Here is a 22,875-nt window from a genome sequence, read left to right as displayed (position 1 = left end):
AAGTAAATCTTACCAACGATAGTGTGCGAATGCTTTGTTAGCTTCCGCCATTTTGTGCATATCTTCACGTTTCTTAACTGAAGCACCAGTGTTGTTAGATGCGTCAAGAATTTCGTTAGCTAAACGTTCTTCCATCGTTTTTTCTCCACGAAGGCGTGAATAGTTTACTAAGTAGCGAAGACCTAAAGTTGAACGGCGATCAGGACGTACTTCAACCGGTACTTGGTAGTTTGCACCACCAACACGACGAGCGCGAACTTCAAGAACTGGCATTACATTGTTTAATGCAGCTTCAAATACTTCTAATGCATCTTTACCAGAACGTTCTTTTACAAGATCAAACGCTCCGTATAGGATTTTTTGAGAAGTACCTCTTTTACCATCAACCATCATTTTATTGATTAAACGAGTTACTAGTTTCGAATTATAAATTGGATCTGGTAACACGTCACGTTTGGAAACAGGACCTTTACGAGGCATGTGTTTTCCTCCTTTCGACGAATGTCAAATTATAAATTAAATTATTTTTTTTCTTTCGGGCGTTTAGCACCGTAAAGTGAACGGCTTTGCATACGACCATTAACTGCAGCAGTATCAAGAGCACCACGTACGATATGATAACGTACCCCTGGTAAGTCTTTTACACGTCCACCGCGAAGAAGAACAACACTGTGTTCTTGAAGGTTGTGACCTTCACCTGGAATATAAGCATTAACCTCTAACGTATTTGTTAGACGTACACGCGCATATTTACGAAGTGCTGAGTTTGGTTTTTTCGGCGTCATAGTACCAACACGAGTACAAACCCCACGCTTTTGAGGTGAGTTTAGATTCGTAGCTGATTTTTTAAAGCTGTTATAGCCTTTTCCTAACGCTGGTGATTTTGATTTCGTGCTTTTGGATTGACGAGGCTTACGGACCAATTGGTTAACTGTAGGCATCGATATTCCTCCCTTCATTTAATCTTGTTAATACCACACATCCAGGTGGTTCATTTTTTGGGTAAAAACAAAGTCTTTGTGCTTTACACAAAAACTGTTACACAGTAATAGCTACTACCGATGCGCTTATGCGCAATCCACAAGCTTTACCAAGTTCTACTTTAGACTCAACATAGTGAATTAAAACATTGTTTTCTTGTGCTGTTAAACGTGCTAGTTCAATGATTTTTTCATCCACATCAAGTGCAATATAAACTTCTTTGACAAGCTGTTTATTCATTGCTTTTACTGCTTGCTTTGTACCAATGATTGTTTTTTTCGCTTGTTTCACTTTTTCATAAGACATTTTCATATCCTCCAAAGCTACAAGTCCGATAACTATCAACCTTAAGTATATTATCATTCCTTGAAAAAAGTGTCAACACTAAACCTAAAAAAATTGGGGAGAAATCTATTAAATCCACTTTGGTGTATTTACTTTCCTTCGGAATTTCAGCTTAATCCAGTGGAGTTAAATACACCGCTGGATTAAGCATTAGATCTCCCCAACAAATTATTTTTTATTCTGCACTTACTGCTTCTTTTTCTGCATCCGCTTCATTAGGTGAAATTTGAATTTGACGATAACGTTGCATTCCTGTACCAGCAGGAACTAACTTACCGATAATTACATTTTCTTTCAATCCTAGTAATTCATCGCGTTTTCCTTTTATCGCTGCGTCTGTTAAGACACGAGTCGTTTCTTGGAATGATGCAGCAGATAAGAACGATTCTGTTTCAAGTGAAGCTTTTGTAATACCAAGGATAACCGGGCGACAAGTTGCAGGTATTTTACCTTGTAGCACTGCATCTTTATTCGCTTCAGCAAATTGATGGATATCAAGTAGTGAGCCTGGAAGTAATTCCGTCTCACCAGCTTCAATAACACGGATTTTACGAAGCATTTGGCGTACCATTACCTCGATGTGTTTATCCCCAATTTCTACCCCTTGCATACGATAAACTTTTTGTACTTCTTTTAATAAGTACTCTTGCACTGTAGAAACGTCTTTTACTTTTAACAATTCTTTTGGATCTACAGAACCTTCCGTTAATACCTGTCCACGTTGAATTGCATCATTTACTTGAACTTTTAAACGTGCATTATATGGAGCCAGATATTTACGTGTTTCTACATTACCTTGAATTGTAATTTCTTTTTGGCCTTCTCTAATCTCATCAATTTCAGTAACTGTTCCTGAAATTTCAGAGATTACTGCCTGACCTTTTGGATTACGGGCCTCAAAAATCTCTTGGATACGTGGAAGACCTTGTGTAATGTCATCTCCAGCAACCCCACCAGTATGGAATGTACGCATCGTTAACTGTGTACCTGGTTCCCCGATAGATTGTGCAGCAATGATACCAACCGCTTCTCCTACCTCGACTGTATCACCAGTAGCTAAGTTTAGACCGTAACATTTTTTACACACACCATGTTTTGTATTACAAGTGAATGCAGATCGAATCGTTAACTCTTCAATTCCTGCTTCTTCGATTAAACGGGCAACGTCTTGTGTAATTAGTCCGTCTCTTTCTAAAATCACTTCATTTGTAGTAGGATGGAAAATTGTTTTCTTCGTATGGCGTCCGACAATACGTTCACCAAACTCTTCAATAACTTCCGTACCTTCCATAAGTGAACCAATTAGTAAACCACGGTCTGTTCCACAATCATCCTCACGAACGATTACATCTTGTGCAACGTCAACTAGACGACGAGTTAAGTAACCTGAATCGGCTGTTTTAAGTGCAGTATCGGCAAGACCTTTACGAGCACCATGTGTAGAGATGAAGTACTCAAGAACTGTTAACCCTTCACGGAATGATGACTTGATCGGAAGTTCGATGATTCGACCAGCCGGGTTGGCCATAAGTCCACGCATACCAGCAAGCTGAGTAAAGTTGGACGCGTTACCACGGGCACCGGAGTCACTCATCATGAAGATAGGGTTCATATTATCAAGAGTTTTCATCAGTCTATCTTGAATAATTTCTTTTGCTTTACTCCAATGTCCAATTACGCTAGCATAACGCTCTTCTTCTGTAATTAAACCACGACGGAATTGCTTCATTACTTTATCTACTTTGCCTTGTGCATCTTCAAGAATTTCACCTTTATCAGGAAGTACGACGATATCAGAAATACCGATTGTAATACCCGCTTTAGTAGAATACTTAAATCCAAGTGCTTTCATACGGTCAAGCATTTTAGATGTTTCCGTGATGTGGAAATTCTTAAATACTTCCGCAATGATATTACCAAGGATTTTTTTCTTGAACGGCTGTACAAGATCCATAGATTCAATATGTTTCTTCACGTCTGTCGTTGTAGAAACAAAATACTTTTCAGGAGTTTCAATTTGTAGGTTGAAATCCGTAGGTTCATTTATATACGGGAATGTTGCCGGTAATATTTCATTGAAAATCACTTTACCAACAGTCGTTAGCAATAACATGTTGTTTTGCTCTTCCGTAAATGTTTGGTTATTTAGTGACGATGCATCAATCGCGATACGAGTATGCAGATGTACGTGACCAGTATTATAAGCAATTAGCACTTCTTCCGGACCGTAGAACGTTGAACCTTCACCTGTTGCTCCCTTACGCTCAAGTGTTAAGTAATAGTTTCCTAAAACCATATCTTGAGAAGGTGTAACAACTGGTTTTCCGTCTTTCGGGTTTAGAATGTTTTGTGCTGCAAGCATTAGTAAACGTGCTTCCGCTTGCGCTTCTGCAGATAGGGGAACGTGAACAGCCATTTGGTCACCATCAAAGTCAGCATTATAAGCTGTACATACTAATGGGTGAAGACGTATTGCACGACCTTCTACTAATGTTGGTTCGAATGCTTGAATACCTAGACGGTGAAGAGTAGGTGCGCGGTTTAGTAAAACCGGATGCTCCTTAATAACATCTTCTAATACATCCCAAACTTCTGTATGCATGCGTTCAATTTTACGCTTGGCACTCTTAATGTTATGCGCTAAACCGCGTTCAACTAGTTCTTTCATCACAAATGGTTTGAATAGTTCAATCGCCATTTCTTTTGGAAGTCCACATTGATACATTTTCAAGTTTGGTCCTACTACGATAACCGAACGACCGGAATAGTCTACACGTTTACCAAGTAAGTTTTGACGGAAACGACCTTGTTTCCCTTTTAGCATATGCGAAAGTGACTTCAATGGACGGTTACCTGGTCCTGTTACAGGACGGCCACGACGACCATTGTCAATCAGAGCATCTACTGCTTCTTGTAACATACGTTTTTCATTTTGTACAATGATGCTAGGAGCACCAAGATCCAATAAACGTTTTAAACGATTGTTACGGTTAATAACACGACGATATAAATCGTTTAAGTCAGATGTAGCGAATCGTCCACCATCTAATTGAACCATTGGACGTAATTCCGGTGGGATAACCGGAAGCACATCTAAAATCATCCAATCTGGTCTGTTTCCAGAGTTACGGAAAGATTCTACTACTTCCAAACGTTTAATCGCACGTGTACGGCGTTGACCTTGAGCTGTTTTCAACTCTTCTTTCAAATGTTCCGTTTCGCTTTCCAAATCTATTTCAGAAAGTAGACGTTTAATTGCTTCTGCACCCATAGCAGCCTGGAATTTTGCTCCAAACTTGTCACGGTATGCACGATATTCTTTTTCAGAAAGCAACTGTTTCTTTTCAAGCGGTGTATCTGCAGGTTCGATTACTACATAAGAAGCAAAATAGATTACTTCTTCCAGTGATCTTGGAGACATATCCAAGATTAGACCCATACGACTTGGAATACCTTTGAAATACCAAATATGCGAAACCGGTGCAGCTAACTCGATATGCCCCATGCGTTCACGACGTACTTTTGCACGTGTTACTTCTACTCCACATCGATCACATACTACGCCTTTGTAACGAACACGTTTGTATTTACCACAGTGACATTCCCAGTCTTTTGTAGGACCAAAAATACGTTCACAGAATAAACCATCTTTTTCAGGTTTTAATGTACGATAGTTAATCGTTTCAGGCTTTTTTACTTCCCCATAAGACCATGAACGGATTTTATCAGGTGAAGCCAAACCAATTTTCATATACTCAAAATTATTAACGTCTATCAAGGAGCCTACCTCCCTTTAGTCTTGTGTCTTTTAAAAGACTTTCCAAGTAGCTCTGCATTATGCAATTTTATACGGAAATACGGACAGGTATCACCTGTCCGATTTTTTATTTCTGTCTAGCTCCAGTGCCTAGCCGTAGTGTTCAGATAACCAACCCTCATGGAAGTCAAAGTTCAACTTTTTGTAGGTAACATGTATTCTGTCCAGATCGACATAGTCACTTGGCCTTTTTATTCTATAGTTCCAACTGCCTCTTCTTCATTTGCTTGTGGCAAAATCCCAAGTGCGTCAGCTGCAGGAATATCGTCATCTTCATCTAAATCACGAAGCTCAATTTCTTCTTCGTCTATTGTTAGCATCTTAACATCCATACCTAAACTTTGTAATTCCTTGATCAATACTTTGAAAGACTCAGGAACACCTGGTTCTGGTACACTTTCTCCTTTAACAATTGCTTCGTACGTTTTTACACGTCCAACAACATCATCGGATTTAACTGTTAAAATTTCTTGCAATGTATAAGCTGCACCGTATGCTTCAAGTGCCCATACTTCCATCTCTCCGAAACGCTGTCCACCAAATTGCGCTTTCCCTCCAAGAGGTTGTTGCGTAACTAGTGAGTAAGGTCCAGTAGAACGAGCATGTAACTTGTCATCTACCATGTGGGCAAGTTTAATCATATACATAATTCCGACGGAAACGCGGTTATCAAATGGTTCACCTGAACGCCCGTCGTATAAAGTGGTTTTACCATCTCGGTTAAGACCTGCTTCTTCCATTGTGTTCCACACGTCTTCTTCGTTGGCACCATCAAATACTGGTGAAGCCATGTGAACTCCAAGCAGTCTAGAAGCCATACCTAAGTGAAGCTCTAAAACTTGCCCAATATTCATACGAGAAGGTACACCAAGTGGGTTTAACATGATATCTACTGGTGTTCCGTCAGGAAGGAATGGCATATCTTCTTCCGGAAGAATTCGTGAGATAACCCCTTTGTTACCATGACGTCCGGCCATTTTATCCCCAACGGAGATTTTACGTTTTTGAACGATATAAGCACGAACTAATTGGTTAACACCTGGTGATAATTCATCTCCATCTTCACGGTTAAAGACTTTAACATCTAATACAATCCCGCCTGCACCATGAGGTACACGTAGAGACGTATCGCGGACTTCACGAGCTTTTTCACCGAAAATTGCATGTAGTAGACGTTCTTCGGCAGTAAGTTCTGTAACTCCTTTAGGTGTTACTTTCCCAACTAAAATATCACCGTCTCGAACTTCAGCACCTACGCGGATAATTCCACGATCGTCTAGGTTGCGTAATGCATCTTCCCCGACATTTGGAATATCTCTTGTAATTTCTTCAGGTCCAAGCTTCGTATCACGTGACTCTGATTCATATTCTTCAATATGCACAGACGTGTATACATCATCTTTTACAAGACGTTCACTCATAATTACAGCATCCTCATAGTTGTACCCATCCCATGTCATGAAAGCTACTAGCACGTTACGTCCTAGTGCAAGCTCCCCTTGTTCCATAGATGGTCCATCTGCAAGAATATCAAGTGGTTTTACTCGATCTCCAACCTTCACAATTGGACGCTGGTTAATAGATGTACCATGGTTAGAACGTTCGAATTTATGGACTTTATAAGAAGTTAAGTCTCCTTTTACTTCTTTTCCATCTATTTCTTCGATACGACGAACACGAATTTCTTTTGCTTCTACATGTTCTACAATTCCGTGATACTTAGCAATAACAGCAGCTCCAGAATCACGTGCGTTTACATGTTCCATACCAGTTCCAACAAACGGTGCTTCTGGGTTTAACAAAGGAACCGCTTGACGTTGCATGTTCGCTCCCATTAGGGCACGGTTAGAGTCATCATTTTCTAAGAATGGTATACATGCTGTTGCCGCAGAAACGACTTGCTTCGGCGATACATCCATGTAATCAACTTGTTCTTTTCTAAACACCGTGTTATCACCACGGAAACGACCAACTACTTCTTCATTTAAAAAGGCACCTTCATCTGATAATGGAGAGTTCGCTTGTGCTACCACATAGTTATCCTCTTCATCCGCAGTTAAGTAGTCGATGCGTGAAGTTACTAAACCAGTTTCTGGATCAACACGTCGATATGGTGTTTCGATGAATCCGAATTTATTCACTTTAGCAAAGCTTGAAAGTGAGTTTATAAGTCCAATATTTGGTCCCTCAGGTGTTTCAATAGGACACATACGACCATAGTGGGAGTAATGAACGTCACGTACTTCGAAACCTGCACGCTCACGTGTTAAACCACCCGGTCCAAGTGCTGATAGACGACGTTTATGCGTAAGTTCAGCAAGCGGATTTGTTTGGTCCATGAACTGAGACAACTGCGAACTACCAAAGAATTCTTTAATAGATGCAATAACTGGACGGATATTAATTAATTGTTGAGGAACAATTGATTGTGTGTCGTTAATAGACATACGTTCACGAACTACACGTTCCATACGGGAAAGACCGATGCGGAACTGGTTTTGAAGCAATTCTCCAACTGAACGTAAGCGACGGTTACCTAGATGATCAATATCATCTGTGTTTCCAACGTTAAATAATAAGTTAAAGAAATAGCCAATAGAAGATACTATATCTGCAGGCGTAATGTTTTTAACTTCGTTCTCAACGTACGCATTACTAATAACATTAATCTCTTTTTGTTCTTCATCATTTGGTGCATATATTTTAATCGATTGAATCGTAATATCGTCTTCTAAAACGCCACCAACTTGTGATAATGTTTTGAAACCAATACCATTTTCTAAGTGAGGAATCAGTTTATCGAGTACACGACGATCAATAAGTGTACCAGCTTCTACCAATATTTCACCTGTTTCTGGATCCACCAACGTTTCCGCTACTGTTTGGTTAAACAGACGATTTTTTATATGCAATTTTTTATTCATTTTATAACGACCAACATTCGCTAGATCATAGCGTTTTGGGTCAAAGAAGCGAGAATATAACAAGCTCTTTGCGCTTTCCACGGTTGGTGGTTCACCAGGACGTAGACGTTCATAGATTTCAAGTAGCGCCTTTTCAGACGTTTCCGTGTTATCTTTTTCAAGCGTGTTACGTAAATATTCATTGTCACCAATTAAATCGATGATTTCTTGATCGGATCCAAAGCCTAATGCGCGAAGTAAAACAGTTACTGGTAATTTACGAGTGCGATCGATACGAACGTATACTACGTCTTTTGCATCAATTTCATATTCTAGCCATGCCCCGCGGTTTGGAATTACAGTAGCTCCAAATCCTTTTTTACCATTTTTGTCTGTTTTGTCATGGAAGTAAACACTTGGTGAACGGACTAACTGAGATACGATAACGCGCTCAGCACCATTGATTACGAAAGTACCGGTTTCAGTCATTAATGGGAAGTCACCCATGAAGACATCCTGTTCTTTCACTTCATCCGTTTCTTTGTTGTGGAGACGCACTTTTACGCGCAGTGGTGCCGCATATGTTGCGTCACGTTCTTTCGATTCGTCGACGGAATATTTCGGTTCATTCAAACTATAGTCGACAAATTCAAGTGATAGATTGCCTGTAAAGTCCTCGATTGGTGAGATGTCTTTAAACATTTCACGTAAACCTTCTTCAAGGAACCATTCGTAAGATGCTGTTTGAATTTCGATTAGATTCGGAAGTTCAAGCACCTCACTAATACGCGCAAAACTTCTGCGCTGGCGGTGTTGTCCGTACTGAACTAGTTGACCTGTCAACTCATTCACCCCTCAATAAAGCGATAATAGGTCTTTTCGATATGAACATTTTAGTGTATGATATCGAAAGACAAAAAGAAAACGAGTTCTTAATAAGAGCTCATTTTTCGATTAACCAAACTTTTTCTCGGCCAGTTTACCCATTTTCAATAATTTTATTCAAAAGGGCATACGTCCTCAAAATAATATTTTTGCATTTTATTATAATATCATAGCGATTTTGTCAAGTCAATCTTTTGTAGCTTTTATAATCCAATAGCCTTTTGCTTTATCTACAACTTCTACTTGACCAAAAATCTCTTCTAAATAACTGAAAGTAGATGGTGCCCCTTGTTTCTTTTGAATCACAACCCACAATTCTCCCTTTGAAACCAACTTCTCATAGGACTCTTTGTAAAAACGAAAAATAGTTTCTTTGCCAGCGCGAATCGGTGGATTAGTTATAATAGCCGCAAAGTTTACAGTAGTAACTGCTGACAACCCATCACTTTCATAGATTCGTACATTTTGTATCCCGTTAGCAGCAGCATTTTTCTCTGCAAGCTGGATTGCACGTGTGTTTACATCTACTAAATGAACTATTCTTTCTTCATTTGCCTTCGCTATAGAAAGACCTATCGGTCCATAGCCACAACCTACATCTAAAAAGTCACCTTCTAGATTAGGTGCTTCAAAAGCATCGATTAATACACGGGAGCCAAAATCTACTTCGCTCTTACTAAATACACCAGCATCTGTTTCAAATCGAAAATTATGACCGAGCAATGTGAAATTCCAATGACGAGGTTTGCTTTCCGTTTGAGGTTTTCTAGAATAATAATGATCAGACACCGAATAACCCTCCACAATACATACGAAGAAAAGCCCGTCGTTTACTGACGAGCTTTTTTCTTCATGCTGTACAAAAATTACTTAACTTCTACGCCTGCGCCAACTTCTTCAAGTTGTGCTTTGAAAGCTTCTGCTTCATCTTTAGAAACGCCTTCTTTAAGTGGTTTTGGAGCATTGTCAACTAATTCTTTAGCTTCTTTCAAGCCAAGACCAGTGATTTCACGAACTACTTTGATTACTTTGATTTTTTGGTCGCCTGCAGATGCAAGGATTACGTCAAAATCAGTTTTTTCTTCAGCTGCAGCAGCACCGCCACCTGCAACTACCGCTACTGGAGCAGCAGCTGTTACACCGAATTCTTCTTCAATTGCTTTTACTAGGTCGTTTAATTCAAGAACTGTCATTGATTTGATAGCTTCTAAGATTTGTTCGTTGTTCATTATAATTTCCTCCTATAATTGGATAATTTTTAGGCTGTTCGCCATTTTTTTGTTAAGCCGCGTAATGAATTATGCGCCTTGTTCTTCTTTTTGCTCTGCAACAGCTTTTGTTGCAAGTGCGAAGTTGCGCACTGGAGCTTGAAGTACTGAAAGAAGCATAGAAAGAAGTCCGTCGCGTGATGGAAGTTCTGCTAATGCTTTTACATCTTCAACAGATGCTACAGTTCCTTCGATGATACCAGCTTTGATTTCAAGCTGTTCGTTCTTTTTAGCAAAATCATTAATGATTTTTGCAGGTGCAATTACGTCTTCGTTAGAAAATGCAACCGCATTTGGACCAACAAGGTGTTCGTTAATCCCGTCAACTCCAACAATTTCAGTAGCACGGCGTGTAAGAGAGTTTTTGTAAACTTTGAATTCCACACCAGCTTCACGAAGTTGTTTACGTAATTCTGTTACTTGCGCAACATTTAAACCACGGTAATCAACTACTACTACTGAAGCAGCAGCTTTAAACTTTTCTGCAATATCTTGAACTTGCACTTTTTTTGTTTCAATTGCTTTGCTCATTTTGGCACCTCCTATAAGAATTGGCCATTTATACCGACAAAAGAAAAGCCTCTGATCTACGGGTAGACACAGAGGCAGAAAGTCATCATCTAAAAGAATCTGAATTTGCTTGTCCTCGGTAGGATATTAAGTGACAAGTCACTCCTACTGTCTTCGGTACAAATGTATATTTCACAACAAAAGCCATCTTACCAGATAAACTTTCGGTTGTCAATTATTATTTAATTGATTGAGCGTCAACTTTTACAGCTGGACCCATAGTAGTTGTAATATTTACAGACTTCATGTAAACACCTTTTGAAGCGGCAGGTTTAGCTTTTTGCACTACTTCAAATACAGCCAAGAAGTTTTCTACTAATTTGTCATCTTCGAAAGAAACTTTTCCGATAGGAGCATGAATAATTCCAGCTTTGTCAGCACGGTATTCAACTTTACCAGCTTTAATTTCTTCGATTGCTTTAGTTACGTCAAATGTAACTGTACCAGTTTTCGGGTTTGGCATTAAACCTTTTGGTCCAAGAACACGACCGATTTTACCAACTTCACCCATCATGTCTGGAGTAGCTACGATTACATCGAAGTCAAACCAACCTTGTTGGATTTTGTTGATGTATTCTGAATCGCCTACATAGTCTGCACCAGCAGCTTCAGCTTCTTTTAACTTTTCACCTTTAGCAAATACTAATACGCGTTGAGTTTTACCAGTACCGTTTGGAAGCACAACTGCTCCACGGATTTGTTGGTCGTTTTTACGTGTATCGATTCCTAGACGGAAAGCAACTTCTACTGTTGCGTCGAAATTAACTGTGCTTGTTTTTTTCGCAAGCTCGATTGCCTCTTTAGCTGAGTATAATGTATTGTTATCAACTAATTTAGCTGCTTCTTGTAATTTTTTACCTTTGTTAGCCATTTAAAATGTCCTCCTTGATAGTGGTTTTAGCGGAATAAACCTCCCACGTGTAAAGGTTGCAGTTATCCTAATGAACAACTACAACCTTTCAAAAAAACAAATGCGTCATATCAAAATGCACATTAAGTATTAGTCTTCGATCGTAATACCCATGCTACGTGCAGTACCTTCAACCATCAACATAGCTGCTTCAACAGATGCTGCATTTAAATCTGGCATTTTTTGTTCTGCGATTTCGCGAACTTTTTCACGTTTAACTGTCGCCACTTTTACGCGGTTCGGTTCACCTGATCCAGATTGAATACCTGCTGCTACTTTAAGTAGCACTGCTGCCGGCGGAGTTTTTGTAATGAAAGTAAAAGAACGGTCTTCAAATACAGAAATTTCAACCGGAATGATTAGACCTGCTTGATCTGCAGTACGTGCGTTGAACTCCTTACAGAATCCCATGATATTAACACCTGCTTGTCCTAATGCAGGACCAACCGGTGGTGCTGGGTTTGCTTTACCAGCAGGAATTTGTAATTTAACAACTTTAATCACTTTTTTAGCCACGAGACACACCTCCTTAAGTCCGTGATGTGGTAATTGGGTTTCCCCTCCCACTCAAATATCTGTCTCTCAGCTCTGCGCTGATAACATTAGAAAATTAATACAGACGTATTTTCAGTCTGACCTTTGAAATGATACCATTTTTTTGTTACTTCTGCAAGCATATACACAAAATTATATTTTAGTCACTTGATCAAAGTCTAATTCCATATTCGTTTCTCTACCGAACATATCTACAGAAACAGTCACTTTTCCTTTAGCAGTATCAATAGTTTCTACTTTTCCTTGGAAGTGAGCAAACGGACCTTCTAGTACTTCTACCAATTCTCCTAATGAGAAGTCGACTTCTACTTTGCGATCGTCTGTACCCATTTGTTTTAACATGGATTGCACTTCTTCCGGAGCTAAAGGAGTTGGTTTTGTACCTCCGCCTGAAGAACCTAAAAACCCTGTTACCCCTGGTGTATTACGGACGACATACCAAGCATCATCAGTCATAATCAACTCCACGAATACGTAACCTGGGAACGTTTTTCTTAAAACAACGCGTTTTTTCCCATCCTTAAAATCAGTTTCTTCTTGTTCAGGGATAAATACTCGGAAGATTTTATCAGACATCCCCATAGTTTCAACACGCTTTTCTAAATTTGCTTTTACCTTATTTTCATACCCAGAGTAAGTATGAACGACATACCAATTTTTCTCCATAGTTTCAGGACTAAATGTCCTTTCCCTCCTTTTCTTTAGACAAATGAAAAAACCCGTTCGTTTACAAAGACGGGCTATTTTCAAAAAATATTAACATGCTACGTTTTATAAATCCAGATACCAACGGAATAATTCTGAAATCCCTAAATCTACTAAACCAAAAAATACAGCCATCACTATAACAGTCGCAAGAACTATTACCGTATAACGTGTTAGCTCTTTACGTTTAGGCCAACTTACTTTTCTCATTTCAGACATTACATTCTTAAAAAATCCACCTACATTAGCCATTCTAGCTAAACCTCCACATGGAAAATCTATCTTACTTTCATACTCATAGCGTTTGTTTATGAAGTGTATGTGCATTGCAATGTGTACAGTACTTTTTTCTTTCTGTACGTATGGATGTACTCTCTTTTGATGTAGGAACCGAATAATTCCGGTGACCACATTGCACACAACTCAAGACAATTTTCTTTGTCATCTTCTCACCTTTTCGGCGTATAATTCTTTTTCAAGATTATCATTTTACAGAAACCATGTCAACCAAGCGTTAGTGTTTATACATAATTACTACCAATCTCCATGTAACGCTCTAATTTTTTCTTAACCCGTTGTAGCGCATTGTCAATCGATTTTACATGTCGGTTCAATTCTTCCGAGATTTCTTGGTAAGACTGCCCGTCCAAATAGAGAGCGAGTACTTGTTGCTCCAGCTCACTTAAAATTTCGGTCATCTTCCCTTCCATGTAATTATAATCTTCCCGATTAATAATGAGCTCTTCCGGATCATCTACAACCGAACCCGCTATCATATCCATGAGTGTGCGATCCGACTCTTCATCATAGATAGGTTTATCTAATGACACGTAAGAATTTAGCGGAATATGCTTTTGACGAGTTGCAGTTTTAATAGCTGTAATGATTTGCCGAGTGATACATAGTTCTGCAAAAGCACGAAAAGAGGCCAACTTCTCTTCTTTGAAATCTCGGATCGCTTTGTATAAACCGATCATGCCCTCTTGAAGAATATCTTCTTTATCTGCCCCTATTAAAAAATAGGATCTTCCTTTCATTCGAACGAATGAACGGTATTTAGTTATTAAAAAATCTAGCGCTTCAGTGTTCCCTTGATGAACTAGCTCTACAAGTTCCTCATCTAGTAAACTATCCAATTGTTGTAGATTCTGTTCTGTCTTTTCCAATGAAGTCACCTCAGCTAAATTACTAATACTTACCACAAGTATACAGGAAGAATTTTTACAGCGTCAATCCATCATTTCATTCCTCTTCGCCATTTTTCGAAAATTTCTGCAACTTCATCCGTTAAAGGAATGGTAGAAGAGGGTTTATTTTCTTGTATATTCTTCACTTTTTTTGTAATTTTCGATGAAATAGCAATCATCTCTATTTCAAATTCTCTCGCTGATTTTCTTAGTGCCCCTTGTCCAAAAATAACTCTTTGCTCGGTCATATCTGAAGTGGCAACGTAAATTTGGACCCTTCTAGCACTTAGTTCTAAAGTAAGTTTTTCAATTCGTTCATCCGCTGTCTCATTTTTTCGTGTATAAATAATTTCAACGTCATATTGTTTTTCTTTACTCTCTATACCTGGTACTAAATGGGCGTCAAAAACAACAATTACTCGAATACCTGTAAATGCTTTATACTCTGCCATTAGCTCGATCAATCGGTCTCTAGCGTCTAGTAATTTGTCATTTTTCAACTTTCTTAACTCGTTCCATGCGCCGATGATATTATATCCATCGACAAGTAGAATTTGCATCAGTTTATCCTTTTAGCGGTTTTCTGACACGTAATACTTCGTATAAAAGTATCGATGCAGCTACTGACGCATTCAAACTCGTTACATGACCGACCATTGGCAAATGATATAGAAAATCACATTTCTCTTTCAATAAACGACTCATCCCTTTTCCTTCACTTCCAATGATTAGTGCAAGTGGAAGAGTGGCATCCATATTACGATAATCCGTTGACTTTTGTGCATCTGTTCCAGCAATCCACACACCTCGGTCTTTCAACTCATCCACTGTCTGCGCTAGATTACCAGCACGATATACAGGAATATGTTCAATAGCTCCTGTAGATGCCTTTGCCACAACAGCTGTTAGTCCAACTGCTCTTCTTTTTGGAATAATAATGCCATGAGCACCTACCGCATCCGCTGTTCTCATAATAGAACCAAGATTATGCGGATCCTCAATTTCATCTAAAATAATAAAAAGCGGATCTTCCTGCTTACTTGCCGCCAGTCCAAACAAATCATCTAAATCTGCGTAGCGATATGCCGCGACAGAAGCAACGATCCCTTGGTGATTAGCATCAGTTAAACCATCTAATTTCTTTTTGGGTACAAATTGAACGATGATTCCTGCCTCTTTTGCTAATTGAATAATTTCAGAAACTCCACTTTTTTGAATACCTTCTGCAAGCCATACTTTATTCATATCTCTTCCTGAACGGAGTGCCTCTACTACCGGATTTTTCCCCGCAATAATTTCACCCGTTTGCTCCGTTTGTTCTGCCATTTACTTTTTCTCCCCTTTCTGACCATCTATAAATCCAATTGCAAATTGAAGCACTGCTTGTAAACGCTCTTTCTGCTCACTTAAGTATAAACTTCCGATAACCGCCTCAAAAGCTGTGCTATAATGATACGTTTGAACATCTGTATTTTTTGGTACTGTACCGGATTTTGCATTTCTTCCTCTTCTAAGGACTGCTTCCTCTTCTTCTGTTAAAAATTGTGTATTTAACATCTCCCGCACGATGGTTGCTTGTGCTTTGGCAGATACATATTTCGTAGCTTCTCTGTGCAATGTATTTGGTTTAACGCGCCCCGAGTGGATGAGATGCTTTCGAACAACTTGTTCGAACACAGCATCTCCCATATACGCTAAGGCTAACGAGTTTAGTTGTTTTACATTTGATAATTTAAAGTTTTCCACAAGTTATCCTCTTTTCCATCGGATACCTTGTGCAGTATCTTCCAACATAATATTCATTTCTTTTAATTGATCTCTTATTTCATCAGCACGAGCGAAGTTGCGATCTTTTCTTGCTTGGTTCCGCTCCTCGATCAATGCATCGATTTCCTCGTCCAATACTTCATGTTCCTGATGGAGTGTCAAACCTAATACTTCTGTTAATTTGTCAAAGACTACGATGAACTGTTTTAAAACTTGTTCGGCCGTTTGTTTTTCTAATAAATATGTGTTTGCAAGCTTTGATAGCTCAAAGACTGCTGCAATACCATTTGCTGTATTGAAATCATCGTCCATTGCTGTTTCAAATTGCGTTTGCACCATTGCAATTTTATGCAGCCAAATATCATGATGATCTCCTAAATTAGCCGTTGCATTCAATCGATGTAAAACATTTGCATATGCCGTGCGAATACGCTCTAAACCGGCTTCCGCTTGCTCTACTAATTCTACTGAATAGTTGATTGGGTGACGGTAGTGAACGCTCAGCATGAATAGTCTTAACACTTGTGGATCAAGTTGTTGGCGAATATCATTTACTAGAACAAAATTGCCAAGTGATTTAGACATTTTTTCATTGTCAATATTAATATACCCATTGTGCATCCAATATCTCGCGAATGTTTTACCCGTTCTGGCCTCAGATTGCGCAATTTCATTTTCATGATGGGGGAAAGTTAAATCCTGTCCTCCAGCGTGAATATCGATTGTATCTCCCAATATTTCTCTAGCCATTACAGAACATTCGATATGCCATCCAGGACGTCCTTGACCCCATGGGCTTTCCCAGAAGATTTCCCCTGTTTTTGCCGCTTTCCATAGTGCGAAATCCAGTGCATCTTCTTTCTTTTCACCTGTTTCTATACGTGCACCTACTTTTAAATCATCTACCGATTGGTGGGATAGTTTACCATAGCCATCAAACTTTCTCGTACGATAATAAACATCTCCTTGAGATTCATACGCGTAACCTTTTTCCTCTAAAACTTTGATAAACTCAATAATTTCATCCATATGATCTGTTACACGGGGATGGGAGTCCGCTTTACTGCAGCCTAGTGCCTCCACATCTGCGAAGTATGCTTTGATAAAACGAGCAGTTAATTCAGAGACATCTTCCCCTAGCTCATTTGCCGCTTTAATAATTTTGTCATCCACATCTGTAAAATTGGATACATAAGTGACTTCATATCCTCTATATTGCAAGTACTTCCTAACTGTATCGTACACAATAACAGGACGGGCATTCCCAATATGAATGTAGTTGTAGACAGTCGGTCCGCAAACGTACATTTTTACTTTTCCTTCTTCCATTGGGATAAATGGCTCTTTTTCACGTTTTAACGTATTAAAAATTTGAATTGTCATGACATATGTCTCCCCTTTTCATTTGTTAATCGATGAACTTCTTGTTGAAGTGCTAAAATTTCCGCTTCCATTCGTTTACATCGGTCTGCAAATGGATCTGGTAAATCTTGATGATCTAAATTTCTTTTTACCTTCACGCCATCTTGGATGACGACTACTCCCGGTATACCAACTACCGTAGAATTCATAGGTACATCTTTTAACACGACAGAACCTGCACCTACTTTGCTATTTTCTCCAATTGTGATGGATCCTAATACTTTTGCTCCCGTTGCAACAAGTACATTATCTGCAAGCGTCGGATGTCTCTTTCCTTTTTCTTTCCCTGTACCACCAAGAGTAACCCCTTGATAAATTGTACAGTCATTTCCAATTTCACATGTTTCTCCAATCACCACTCCTGAACCATGGTCGATAAAGAACCTTCTACCAATTGTCGCTCCAGGATGGATCTCGATTCCGGTGAAAAAACGGCTTATTTGAGAAATCATACGGGCAAGAAAAAAGAAATGCTTTTTATAAAAAGCGTGTGCAATTCGATGACTCCAAATTGCATGTAAGCCTGCGTATGTTAATATAACTTCCAGTTTACTAGTTGCGGCGGGATCTTGTTCAAATACAACTGCTATATCTTCTTTCATGCGTGCAAACATTTCATTTCCTCCCTTTTTTATTAAAAGTAAAAACGTCTTTTATAGGTGATATGCGTAACATAGGTTGAGCGCTGGAGTGGCTCATTTGCCCACTCATCTGGCGGGAGTCGTCGCATGAGGAGAAAATCAAAGAAAATTGCTTATCTCCCAGTATCTACTTGCTAAAAATTATCCCTTTTTTTCGTATGTGAAAATCCAATTTCCTTGGCCTCCCCACACAGCTAGCAGGTCTTCGGCTAATGTTTTTTCCGTAGAAGTTTCACGCCGCCGCACTAAATCCAACTGTTAAGGAGCGGTTTTCCCATAATCGTATCCAAAAAATGGCTTAGTGCAACAGAATCGTCATGGAGAGCAACCAATTCGACGCGAGAGCAACTAGATTAGCACGGAAAGCAACCAATTCATCATCGAGAGCAACCAAATTTACAAAATGGAATTACTCTCCAATAAGCGTTGAGTAATTGGCTATTTTAGTTAGCAATTTTGATGGATTGGAGCGAAAGAGCGGCGACAGCAACGGAAATCCTAGCGGATACTTCATTAAGACGCATTATCCCTAAAAAGTAACTATAGAGACAGTATCCACATAACAATCACTACACCAATTCTTAGCAATAAAAAAACGCCTCTGTCTATTCATATAGACAGAGACGCAAATAGGCGTGGTTCCACTCTGATTGGAAAAGTATTAAACCTTTCCCACTCGACATCTTTAACGCAGATGATACGTCCAGCCTACTACTTCGTTCGGCTTGGCACTCTGAGGTGCATTTCAATAACCCACCCGTTCAGACCACTTTCAGCCGGTGATGGTCCTCTCTAAAGAACATGCGTTATTTACTTCTCCTCGTCTCAGCTTTCTATTTCTTCCGTACGGAAATTGTACCCTCATTTTTACACCTTATAAGCGGAAAGTCAATCTTATTGTTTTGCGTATTTGGCAACTCGTGTGATTACCTTTTCTTTTCCGATTAAACTAATAGCATCTGCTAACTCAGGACCGTGTGTTTGACCAGTTGTCACTACACGAATTGGCATGAATAAGTTTTTGCCTTTATGACCTGTTTCTTTTTGAACTGCTTTGATCGCTGCTTTGATCTCCGCAGCTTCAAAAGTTTCAATACTCTCTAATTGCACTTTAAAAGCTGCCATTACTTCAGGGACCTGTTCACCTGATAGGACCTCTGATGCTTCTTCATTATATGCAATTTCTTCGTTAAAGAACAATGATGACAATTCTACTATTTCTGCACCAAAACTCATTTGGTCATGATATAGTGCGATTAAATTAGTTGCCCAAGTTTGTTGGTCCGCTGATAATTCCATTGGTAGAAGTGCTGCTTTTTGTAAATGCGGCAAAGCAAGTTCTATTACTTTTTCTAAAGGTAATTGTTTAATGTATTGATTGTTCATCCACGTCAGTTTTTGTTTATCGAACATTGACGGAGATTTAGATAAACGGTTTACATCGAAAATGTTAATAAACTCTTCTTTTGAGAAGATTTCTTCTTCCCCTTCTGGAGACCATCCCAAAAGTGCAAAGAAGTTGAACATCGCTTCTGGTAAGTAACCAAGATCTTTGTACTGGGCAACGAACTGTATGATTGACTCATCACGTTTAGAAAGCTTTTTACGATTTTCATTAATAATCAACGTCATATGTCCATATTTCGGGTATTCCCATCCGAATACGTCAAAGATCATCAGTTGTTTTGGCGTATTAGATAGATGCTCTTCTCCACGGAATACATGAGAGATTTTCATGAAATAATCGTCTAGTACTACTGCGTAATTATACGTCGGGATCCCATTTGCTTTTACAAGAACCCAATCACCCACATCTTTTGATTCGAAAGAAACCGGTCCACGAACTAAGTCCTCGAATGTATATGTTACATTTTCCGGAACGCGCATACGAATTGTGTAAGGAAGCCCCTCCGCCTCTTTTGCCTGTACTTCCTCTGCAGATAAATGGCGGCATTTACCGTTATACATAGGAGCAGCTACCCCATTTGCTTTTTGGACTTCACGATCAGCTTCTAATTCCTCTGATGTACAGAAACATTTATAGGCATGCCCTTTTTCTAACATTTCTTCGGCATGTTTAGTATAAATATCTAGACGCTCCATTTGGCGATATGGTGCGTAAGGGCCTCCAATATCAACAGACTCATCATAGTCAATACCTAACCATTTTAAGTTTTCAAGTTGCGATAACTCGCCACCTTCGATATTACGCTCAATATCTGTATCCTCAATACGCACGATAAATTTTCCATTATGATGACGTGCGTATAAGTAGTTAAATAATGCGGTACGCGCTCCCCCAATATGTAAATTCCCTGTAGGGCTTGGCGCGTAGCGTACGCGAACTTCTTGTGTCATTATTATATCCTCCTAGTTTTCGTTCAATTCAAATCCACCTTGGCGTATTTGTGTCCAGACTTTAATTGAACGGGCTTAATAAACTCCCTACAAAATCTGTGCCATCTGCCAGAGGATTCACTCAATGTAGCAATGTTTTGAAACTCTTTTACTAAATCAAGTGTAAACTTTTATCATTTTACCACTGCTACGGTGTTTTTTAAAGTTCGTCCTTCTTTACAAGTAATATTGTCGCCATCGAAGCGATTCCTTCTTCACGGCCCGTAAAACCTAACTTTTCCGTTGTTGTTGCCTTTACATTCACTTGACTAATATCTGCTTGAAGAAGCTCCGAAATACGCCCACGAATGCTTTCAATATGCGGTGCCATTTTTGGCTTTTGTGCAATAATGGTGCAATCAATATTACCTAATTTATATCCTTTTGAGTCCACTAACTTCCAAATATGCTCAAGCAATTTTGCCGAATCCGCATCTTTAAAATCAGGATCTGTGTCCGGGAAATGCTTTCCTATGTCTCCCTCTCCAATAGCACCCAACGCCGCATCTGTAACTGTATGTAGTAATACATCAGCATCTGAATGACCTATAAGCCCTCTTTCATAAGGGATCGTAATCCCCCCTATTATTAACGGTCGATTATCCGCAAATTCATGTACATCAAAACCTTGTCCAATTCGCATCATTTCATTGTTCCTCCTGTTCACGTTTAGTTAAAATTGCTTCTCCAAAAAGAAGGTCTTCTTGTGTTGTCATTTTCACATTATCGTATGTACTCTCTATAATACGAACATACTCCCCTAATCGTTCAACAAGCATCGCCTCATCTGTTCCTAAAAAGCCTTCTTGTTCTGCTAATCGTTCCGCTTTTTCTAATAAGCTATATTGAAAGGCTTGCGGGGTTTGAATAATCCAAAGGCTTTCTCGATCTACTGTTTCTTGAATTATACCATTACTAACTTTTTTCATCGTGTCCTTCGCTCGTACCGCCGCTACAGCAGCTCCAAATTCTCCTGCAGACTGTACGAGCTGGTGGATGACATCCTGTTTGATGAAAGGTCTTGCTGCATCATGTACAAGTATAACTCCTTCTGGAGGGGCAGCTTTTAAGCAAGCATATACACTGAATTGGCGCTCTGATCCCCCTTCAGTAATCGCAGCAACCTTTGTGATATGATGTTCTACTAGCAACTTTTCAATAAATAGCTGTTCTTCTTTTTTCACTGCCAATATAATTCGTTTGCATTGTGGATCTTGTTCGAAGACATGTAAAGTATGTATTAATATAGGTGTATTTCTAAGTTCTAAAAATAGTTTGTTTCGACTTGCTCCCATTCTCTTTCCACTTCCAGCAGCAGGTAATAACACAGTGTATGTCACGTTTACATCCCTCCGAATATTACATAGAAAAGGGGCGTTTTCCTACTAAGCACTAGGAAACAACCCCTCCTCCTCATTTTGAATCCTGTGGTTTTGCAAAAATCATACGACCAGCAGAAGTTTGCAGAACACTTGTCACTTCCACATTTATCGCCTGTCCAATATACGTTTTCCCACCTTCTACAACAATCATCGTACCATCATCTAAATAAGCAACGCCTTGGTTATGCTCTTTCCCGTCTTTAATCACAATAACATGCATTATTTCCCCGGGAATAACGACAGGTTTCACTGCATTTGCTAAGTCATTAATATTAAGAACTCGCACTTGATGCAACTCACATACTTTATTCAAATTGAAATCATTCGTTACAACAATCCCATTCATCTTCTTCGCCAAACGAACAAGTTTAAGATCTACTTCTTGTATATCTTCAAAGTCTTCTTCTACTATTAACACAGCAGAAGCACGCTCTGTCTGCAGCTTTTTCAACACATCCAAGCCACGACGACCTCTAGTTCTTTTGAGCGTATCAGAAGAATCCGCAATATGCTGTAGCTCCGTAAGCACAAATTGAGGTACAACCAATACTCCTTCGATAAAACCTGTTTCCGAAATATCTGTAATACGACCATCGATAATTACGCTTGTATCCAGCAGCTTATACGTACCTAAACTTAAAGCCTGTGTGTCCCCTTCATCTGTTGCTTTCTTTTTGCCCGTTTGTTGTTTAGAATGAGCAAAAACTTGCAGCAATTCATCCCGTTTTTTAAACCCCACTTGGAAACCTAAATAACCAAGAACAATCGATAATAACACCGGCACTATAGAATCGATACCTAGAAAGGCAATATTATTAATAGCAGATCCAAGTAAAAAGGCGACAACCAACCCAATCACTAACCCAAGGGTACCGAAAAGCAAGTCTCCAATAGGTGCTTTTAATAATCGTTCTTCCATCCACTTGATAAAATTAATTAGGTAATCTGTTAAAAATAAGGCTGCAACATAAAGTAAAATCGCCCCAATTAAAACGGATACGTACGGATTATGAATCCAAGGGTTTTCAGATAAATTAATGAATTCGTATAAATGCGGTAAAAATAACAAACCCAATGTACCACCAATTAAAACAAATGCGATTTGTATAATCCATTTCAACAAACATTCCACCTCCTGTT

Annotated in this window: 23 protein-coding genes and 2 other annotated features; all 23 genes read right to left on the bottom strand. The window is 39.2% G+C overall.

Annotated features, from left to right (window positions below; genetic code table 11):
* Nucleotides 1–9: 9 nt before the first annotated feature.
* Complete coding sequence (rpsG, locus tag FS486_RS15620; protein ID WP_142538182.1) at nucleotides 10–480, bottom strand: 30S ribosomal protein S7; 471 nt, start codon at nucleotides 478–480, stop codon at nucleotides 10–12.
* A gap of 41 nt (nucleotides 481–521) precedes the next feature.
* The gene (gene rpsL / locus FS486_RS15615; RefSeq protein ID WP_093274835.1) at nucleotides 522–941 is read right to left on the bottom strand and encodes a 30S ribosomal protein S12; all 420 of its coding nucleotides are present in this window, start codon (nucleotides 939–941) and stop codon (nucleotides 522–524) included.
* Between the two features lie 97 nt (nucleotides 942–1,038).
* A complete protein-coding gene (locus tag FS486_RS15610; RefSeq protein WP_144512660.1) occupies nucleotides 1,039–1,287 on the bottom strand; it encodes a ribosomal L7Ae/L30e/S12e/Gadd45 family protein in 249 nt (82 codons plus the stop codon).
* A 214-nt stretch (nucleotides 1,288–1,501) separates the two neighbouring features.
* Entirely contained in the window at nucleotides 1,502–5,104 is a 3,603-nt protein-coding gene (gene rpoC, locus FS486_RS15605; protein ID WP_144512658.1) for a DNA-directed RNA polymerase subunit beta', read from the bottom strand.
* 230 nt (nucleotides 5,105–5,334) lie between these two features.
* On the bottom strand, nucleotides 5,335–8,889 hold the full coding sequence (gene rpoB / locus FS486_RS15600) for a DNA-directed RNA polymerase subunit beta (RefSeq protein WP_144512656.1): 3,555 nt from the start codon (nucleotides 8,887–8,889) through the stop codon (nucleotides 5,335–5,337).
* A 228-nt stretch (nucleotides 8,890–9,117) separates the two neighbouring features.
* Nucleotides 9,118–9,720: a class I SAM-dependent methyltransferase gene (locus FS486_RS15595; RefSeq protein ID WP_144512654.1), complete on the bottom strand. Its 603-nt coding sequence runs from the start codon at nucleotides 9,718–9,720 to the stop codon at nucleotides 9,118–9,120.
* A 77-nt stretch (nucleotides 9,721–9,797) separates the two neighbouring features.
* Nucleotides 9,798–10,160, bottom strand: coding sequence for a 50S ribosomal protein L7/L12 (gene rplL, locus FS486_RS15590; protein ID WP_144512652.1), 363 nt, complete (start codon nucleotides 10,158–10,160; stop codon nucleotides 9,798–9,800).
* A 69-nt stretch (nucleotides 10,161–10,229) separates the two neighbouring features.
* Entirely contained in the window at nucleotides 10,230–10,730 is a 501-nt protein-coding gene (gene rplJ / locus FS486_RS15585) for a 50S ribosomal protein L10 (RefSeq protein ID WP_144512650.1), read from the bottom strand.
* Between the two features lie 32 nt (nucleotides 10,731–10,762).
* Nucleotides 10,763–10,905 (bottom strand) — a sequence feature (ribosomal protein L10 leader region).
* Between the two features lie 42 nt (nucleotides 10,906–10,947).
* Nucleotides 10,948–11,640, bottom strand: a complete 693-nt coding sequence (gene rplA, locus FS486_RS15580; RefSeq protein ID WP_144512648.1) for a 50S ribosomal protein L1 — start codon at nucleotides 11,638–11,640, stop codon at nucleotides 10,948–10,950.
* 129 nt (nucleotides 11,641–11,769) lie between these two features.
* A complete protein-coding gene (rplK, locus tag FS486_RS15575) occupies nucleotides 11,770–12,195 on the bottom strand; it encodes a 50S ribosomal protein L11 (protein ID WP_139176005.1) in 426 nt (141 codons plus the stop codon).
* A gap of 171 nt (nucleotides 12,196–12,366) precedes the next feature.
* A complete protein-coding gene (gene nusG / locus FS486_RS15570; RefSeq protein ID WP_144512647.1) occupies nucleotides 12,367–12,900 on the bottom strand; it encodes a transcription termination/antitermination protein NusG in 534 nt (177 codons plus the stop codon).
* Nucleotides 12,901–13,005: 105 nt separating this feature from the next.
* Nucleotides 13,006–13,191 carry a preprotein translocase subunit SecE gene (secE, locus tag FS486_RS15565; RefSeq protein WP_144512645.1) on the bottom strand — a complete coding sequence of 62 codons (186 nt, stop codon included), beginning with the start codon at nucleotides 13,189–13,191 and terminating at the stop codon, nucleotides 13,006–13,008.
* 43 nt (nucleotides 13,192–13,234) lie between these two features.
* Complete coding sequence (gene rpmG / locus FS486_RS15560; protein WP_144512643.1) at nucleotides 13,235–13,384, bottom strand: 50S ribosomal protein L33; 150 nt, start codon at nucleotides 13,382–13,384, stop codon at nucleotides 13,235–13,237.
* 76 nt (nucleotides 13,385–13,460) lie between these two features.
* Nucleotides 13,461–14,105, bottom strand: a complete 645-nt coding sequence (gene sigH, locus FS486_RS15555) for an RNA polymerase sporulation sigma factor SigH (RefSeq protein ID WP_144512641.1) — start codon at nucleotides 14,103–14,105, stop codon at nucleotides 13,461–13,463.
* 71 nt (nucleotides 14,106–14,176) lie between these two features.
* Nucleotides 14,177–14,686: an NYN domain-containing protein gene (locus FS486_RS15550; RefSeq protein WP_144512640.1), complete on the bottom strand. Its 510-nt coding sequence runs from the start codon at nucleotides 14,684–14,686 to the stop codon at nucleotides 14,177–14,179.
* A gap of 4 nt (nucleotides 14,687–14,690) precedes the next feature.
* Nucleotides 14,691–15,452, bottom strand: a complete 762-nt coding sequence (rlmB, locus tag FS486_RS15545; RefSeq protein ID WP_144512638.1) for a 23S rRNA (guanosine(2251)-2'-O)-methyltransferase RlmB — start codon at nucleotides 15,450–15,452, stop codon at nucleotides 14,691–14,693.
* Nucleotides 15,453–15,815: a Mini-ribonuclease 3 gene (locus FS486_RS15540; protein ID WP_144512735.1), complete on the bottom strand. Its 363-nt coding sequence runs from the start codon at nucleotides 15,813–15,815 to the stop codon at nucleotides 15,453–15,455.
* Nucleotides 15,816–15,875: 60 nt separating this feature from the next.
* A complete protein-coding gene (cysS, locus tag FS486_RS15535; protein WP_144512636.1) occupies nucleotides 15,876–17,276 on the bottom strand; it encodes a cysteine--tRNA ligase in 1,401 nt (466 codons plus the stop codon).
* A complete protein-coding gene (cysE, locus tag FS486_RS15530; protein WP_144512634.1) occupies nucleotides 17,273–17,929 on the bottom strand; it encodes a serine O-acetyltransferase in 657 nt (218 codons plus the stop codon). The genes cysS and cysE overlap by 4 nt, the downstream gene beginning before the upstream one ends.
* A gap of 643 nt (nucleotides 17,930–18,572) precedes the next feature.
* Nucleotides 18,573–18,792, bottom strand: a binding site (T-box leader).
* Between the two features lie 58 nt (nucleotides 18,793–18,850).
* On the bottom strand, nucleotides 18,851–20,314 hold the full coding sequence (gltX, locus tag FS486_RS15525; protein WP_144512632.1) for a glutamate--tRNA ligase: 1,464 nt from the start codon (nucleotides 20,312–20,314) through the stop codon (nucleotides 18,851–18,853).
* A 199-nt stretch (nucleotides 20,315–20,513) separates the two neighbouring features.
* Entirely contained in the window at nucleotides 20,514–20,999 is a 486-nt protein-coding gene (gene ispF, locus FS486_RS15520) for a 2-C-methyl-D-erythritol 2,4-cyclodiphosphate synthase (RefSeq protein WP_144512630.1), read from the bottom strand.
* A gap of 1 nt (nucleotide 21,000) precedes the next feature.
* Nucleotides 21,001–21,693: a 2-C-methyl-D-erythritol 4-phosphate cytidylyltransferase gene (gene ispD, locus FS486_RS15515; RefSeq protein ID WP_144512628.1), complete on the bottom strand. Its 693-nt coding sequence runs from the start codon at nucleotides 21,691–21,693 to the stop codon at nucleotides 21,001–21,003.
* A gap of 73 nt (nucleotides 21,694–21,766) precedes the next feature.
* Complete coding sequence (locus tag FS486_RS15510) at nucleotides 21,767–22,858, bottom strand: PIN/TRAM domain-containing protein (protein WP_144512626.1); 1,092 nt, start codon at nucleotides 22,856–22,858, stop codon at nucleotides 21,767–21,769.
* Between the last annotated feature and the right edge of the window lie 17 nt (nucleotides 22,859–22,875).

The organism is Bacillus sp. FJAT-22090, from assembly GCF_007676755.1.
GTDB lineage: Bacteria > Bacillota > Bacilli > Bacillales_A > Planococcaceae > Psychrobacillus.
Note: the sequence above shows the minus strand (reverse complement) of the source record. Positions and strands in the feature narration are given on the sequence as shown.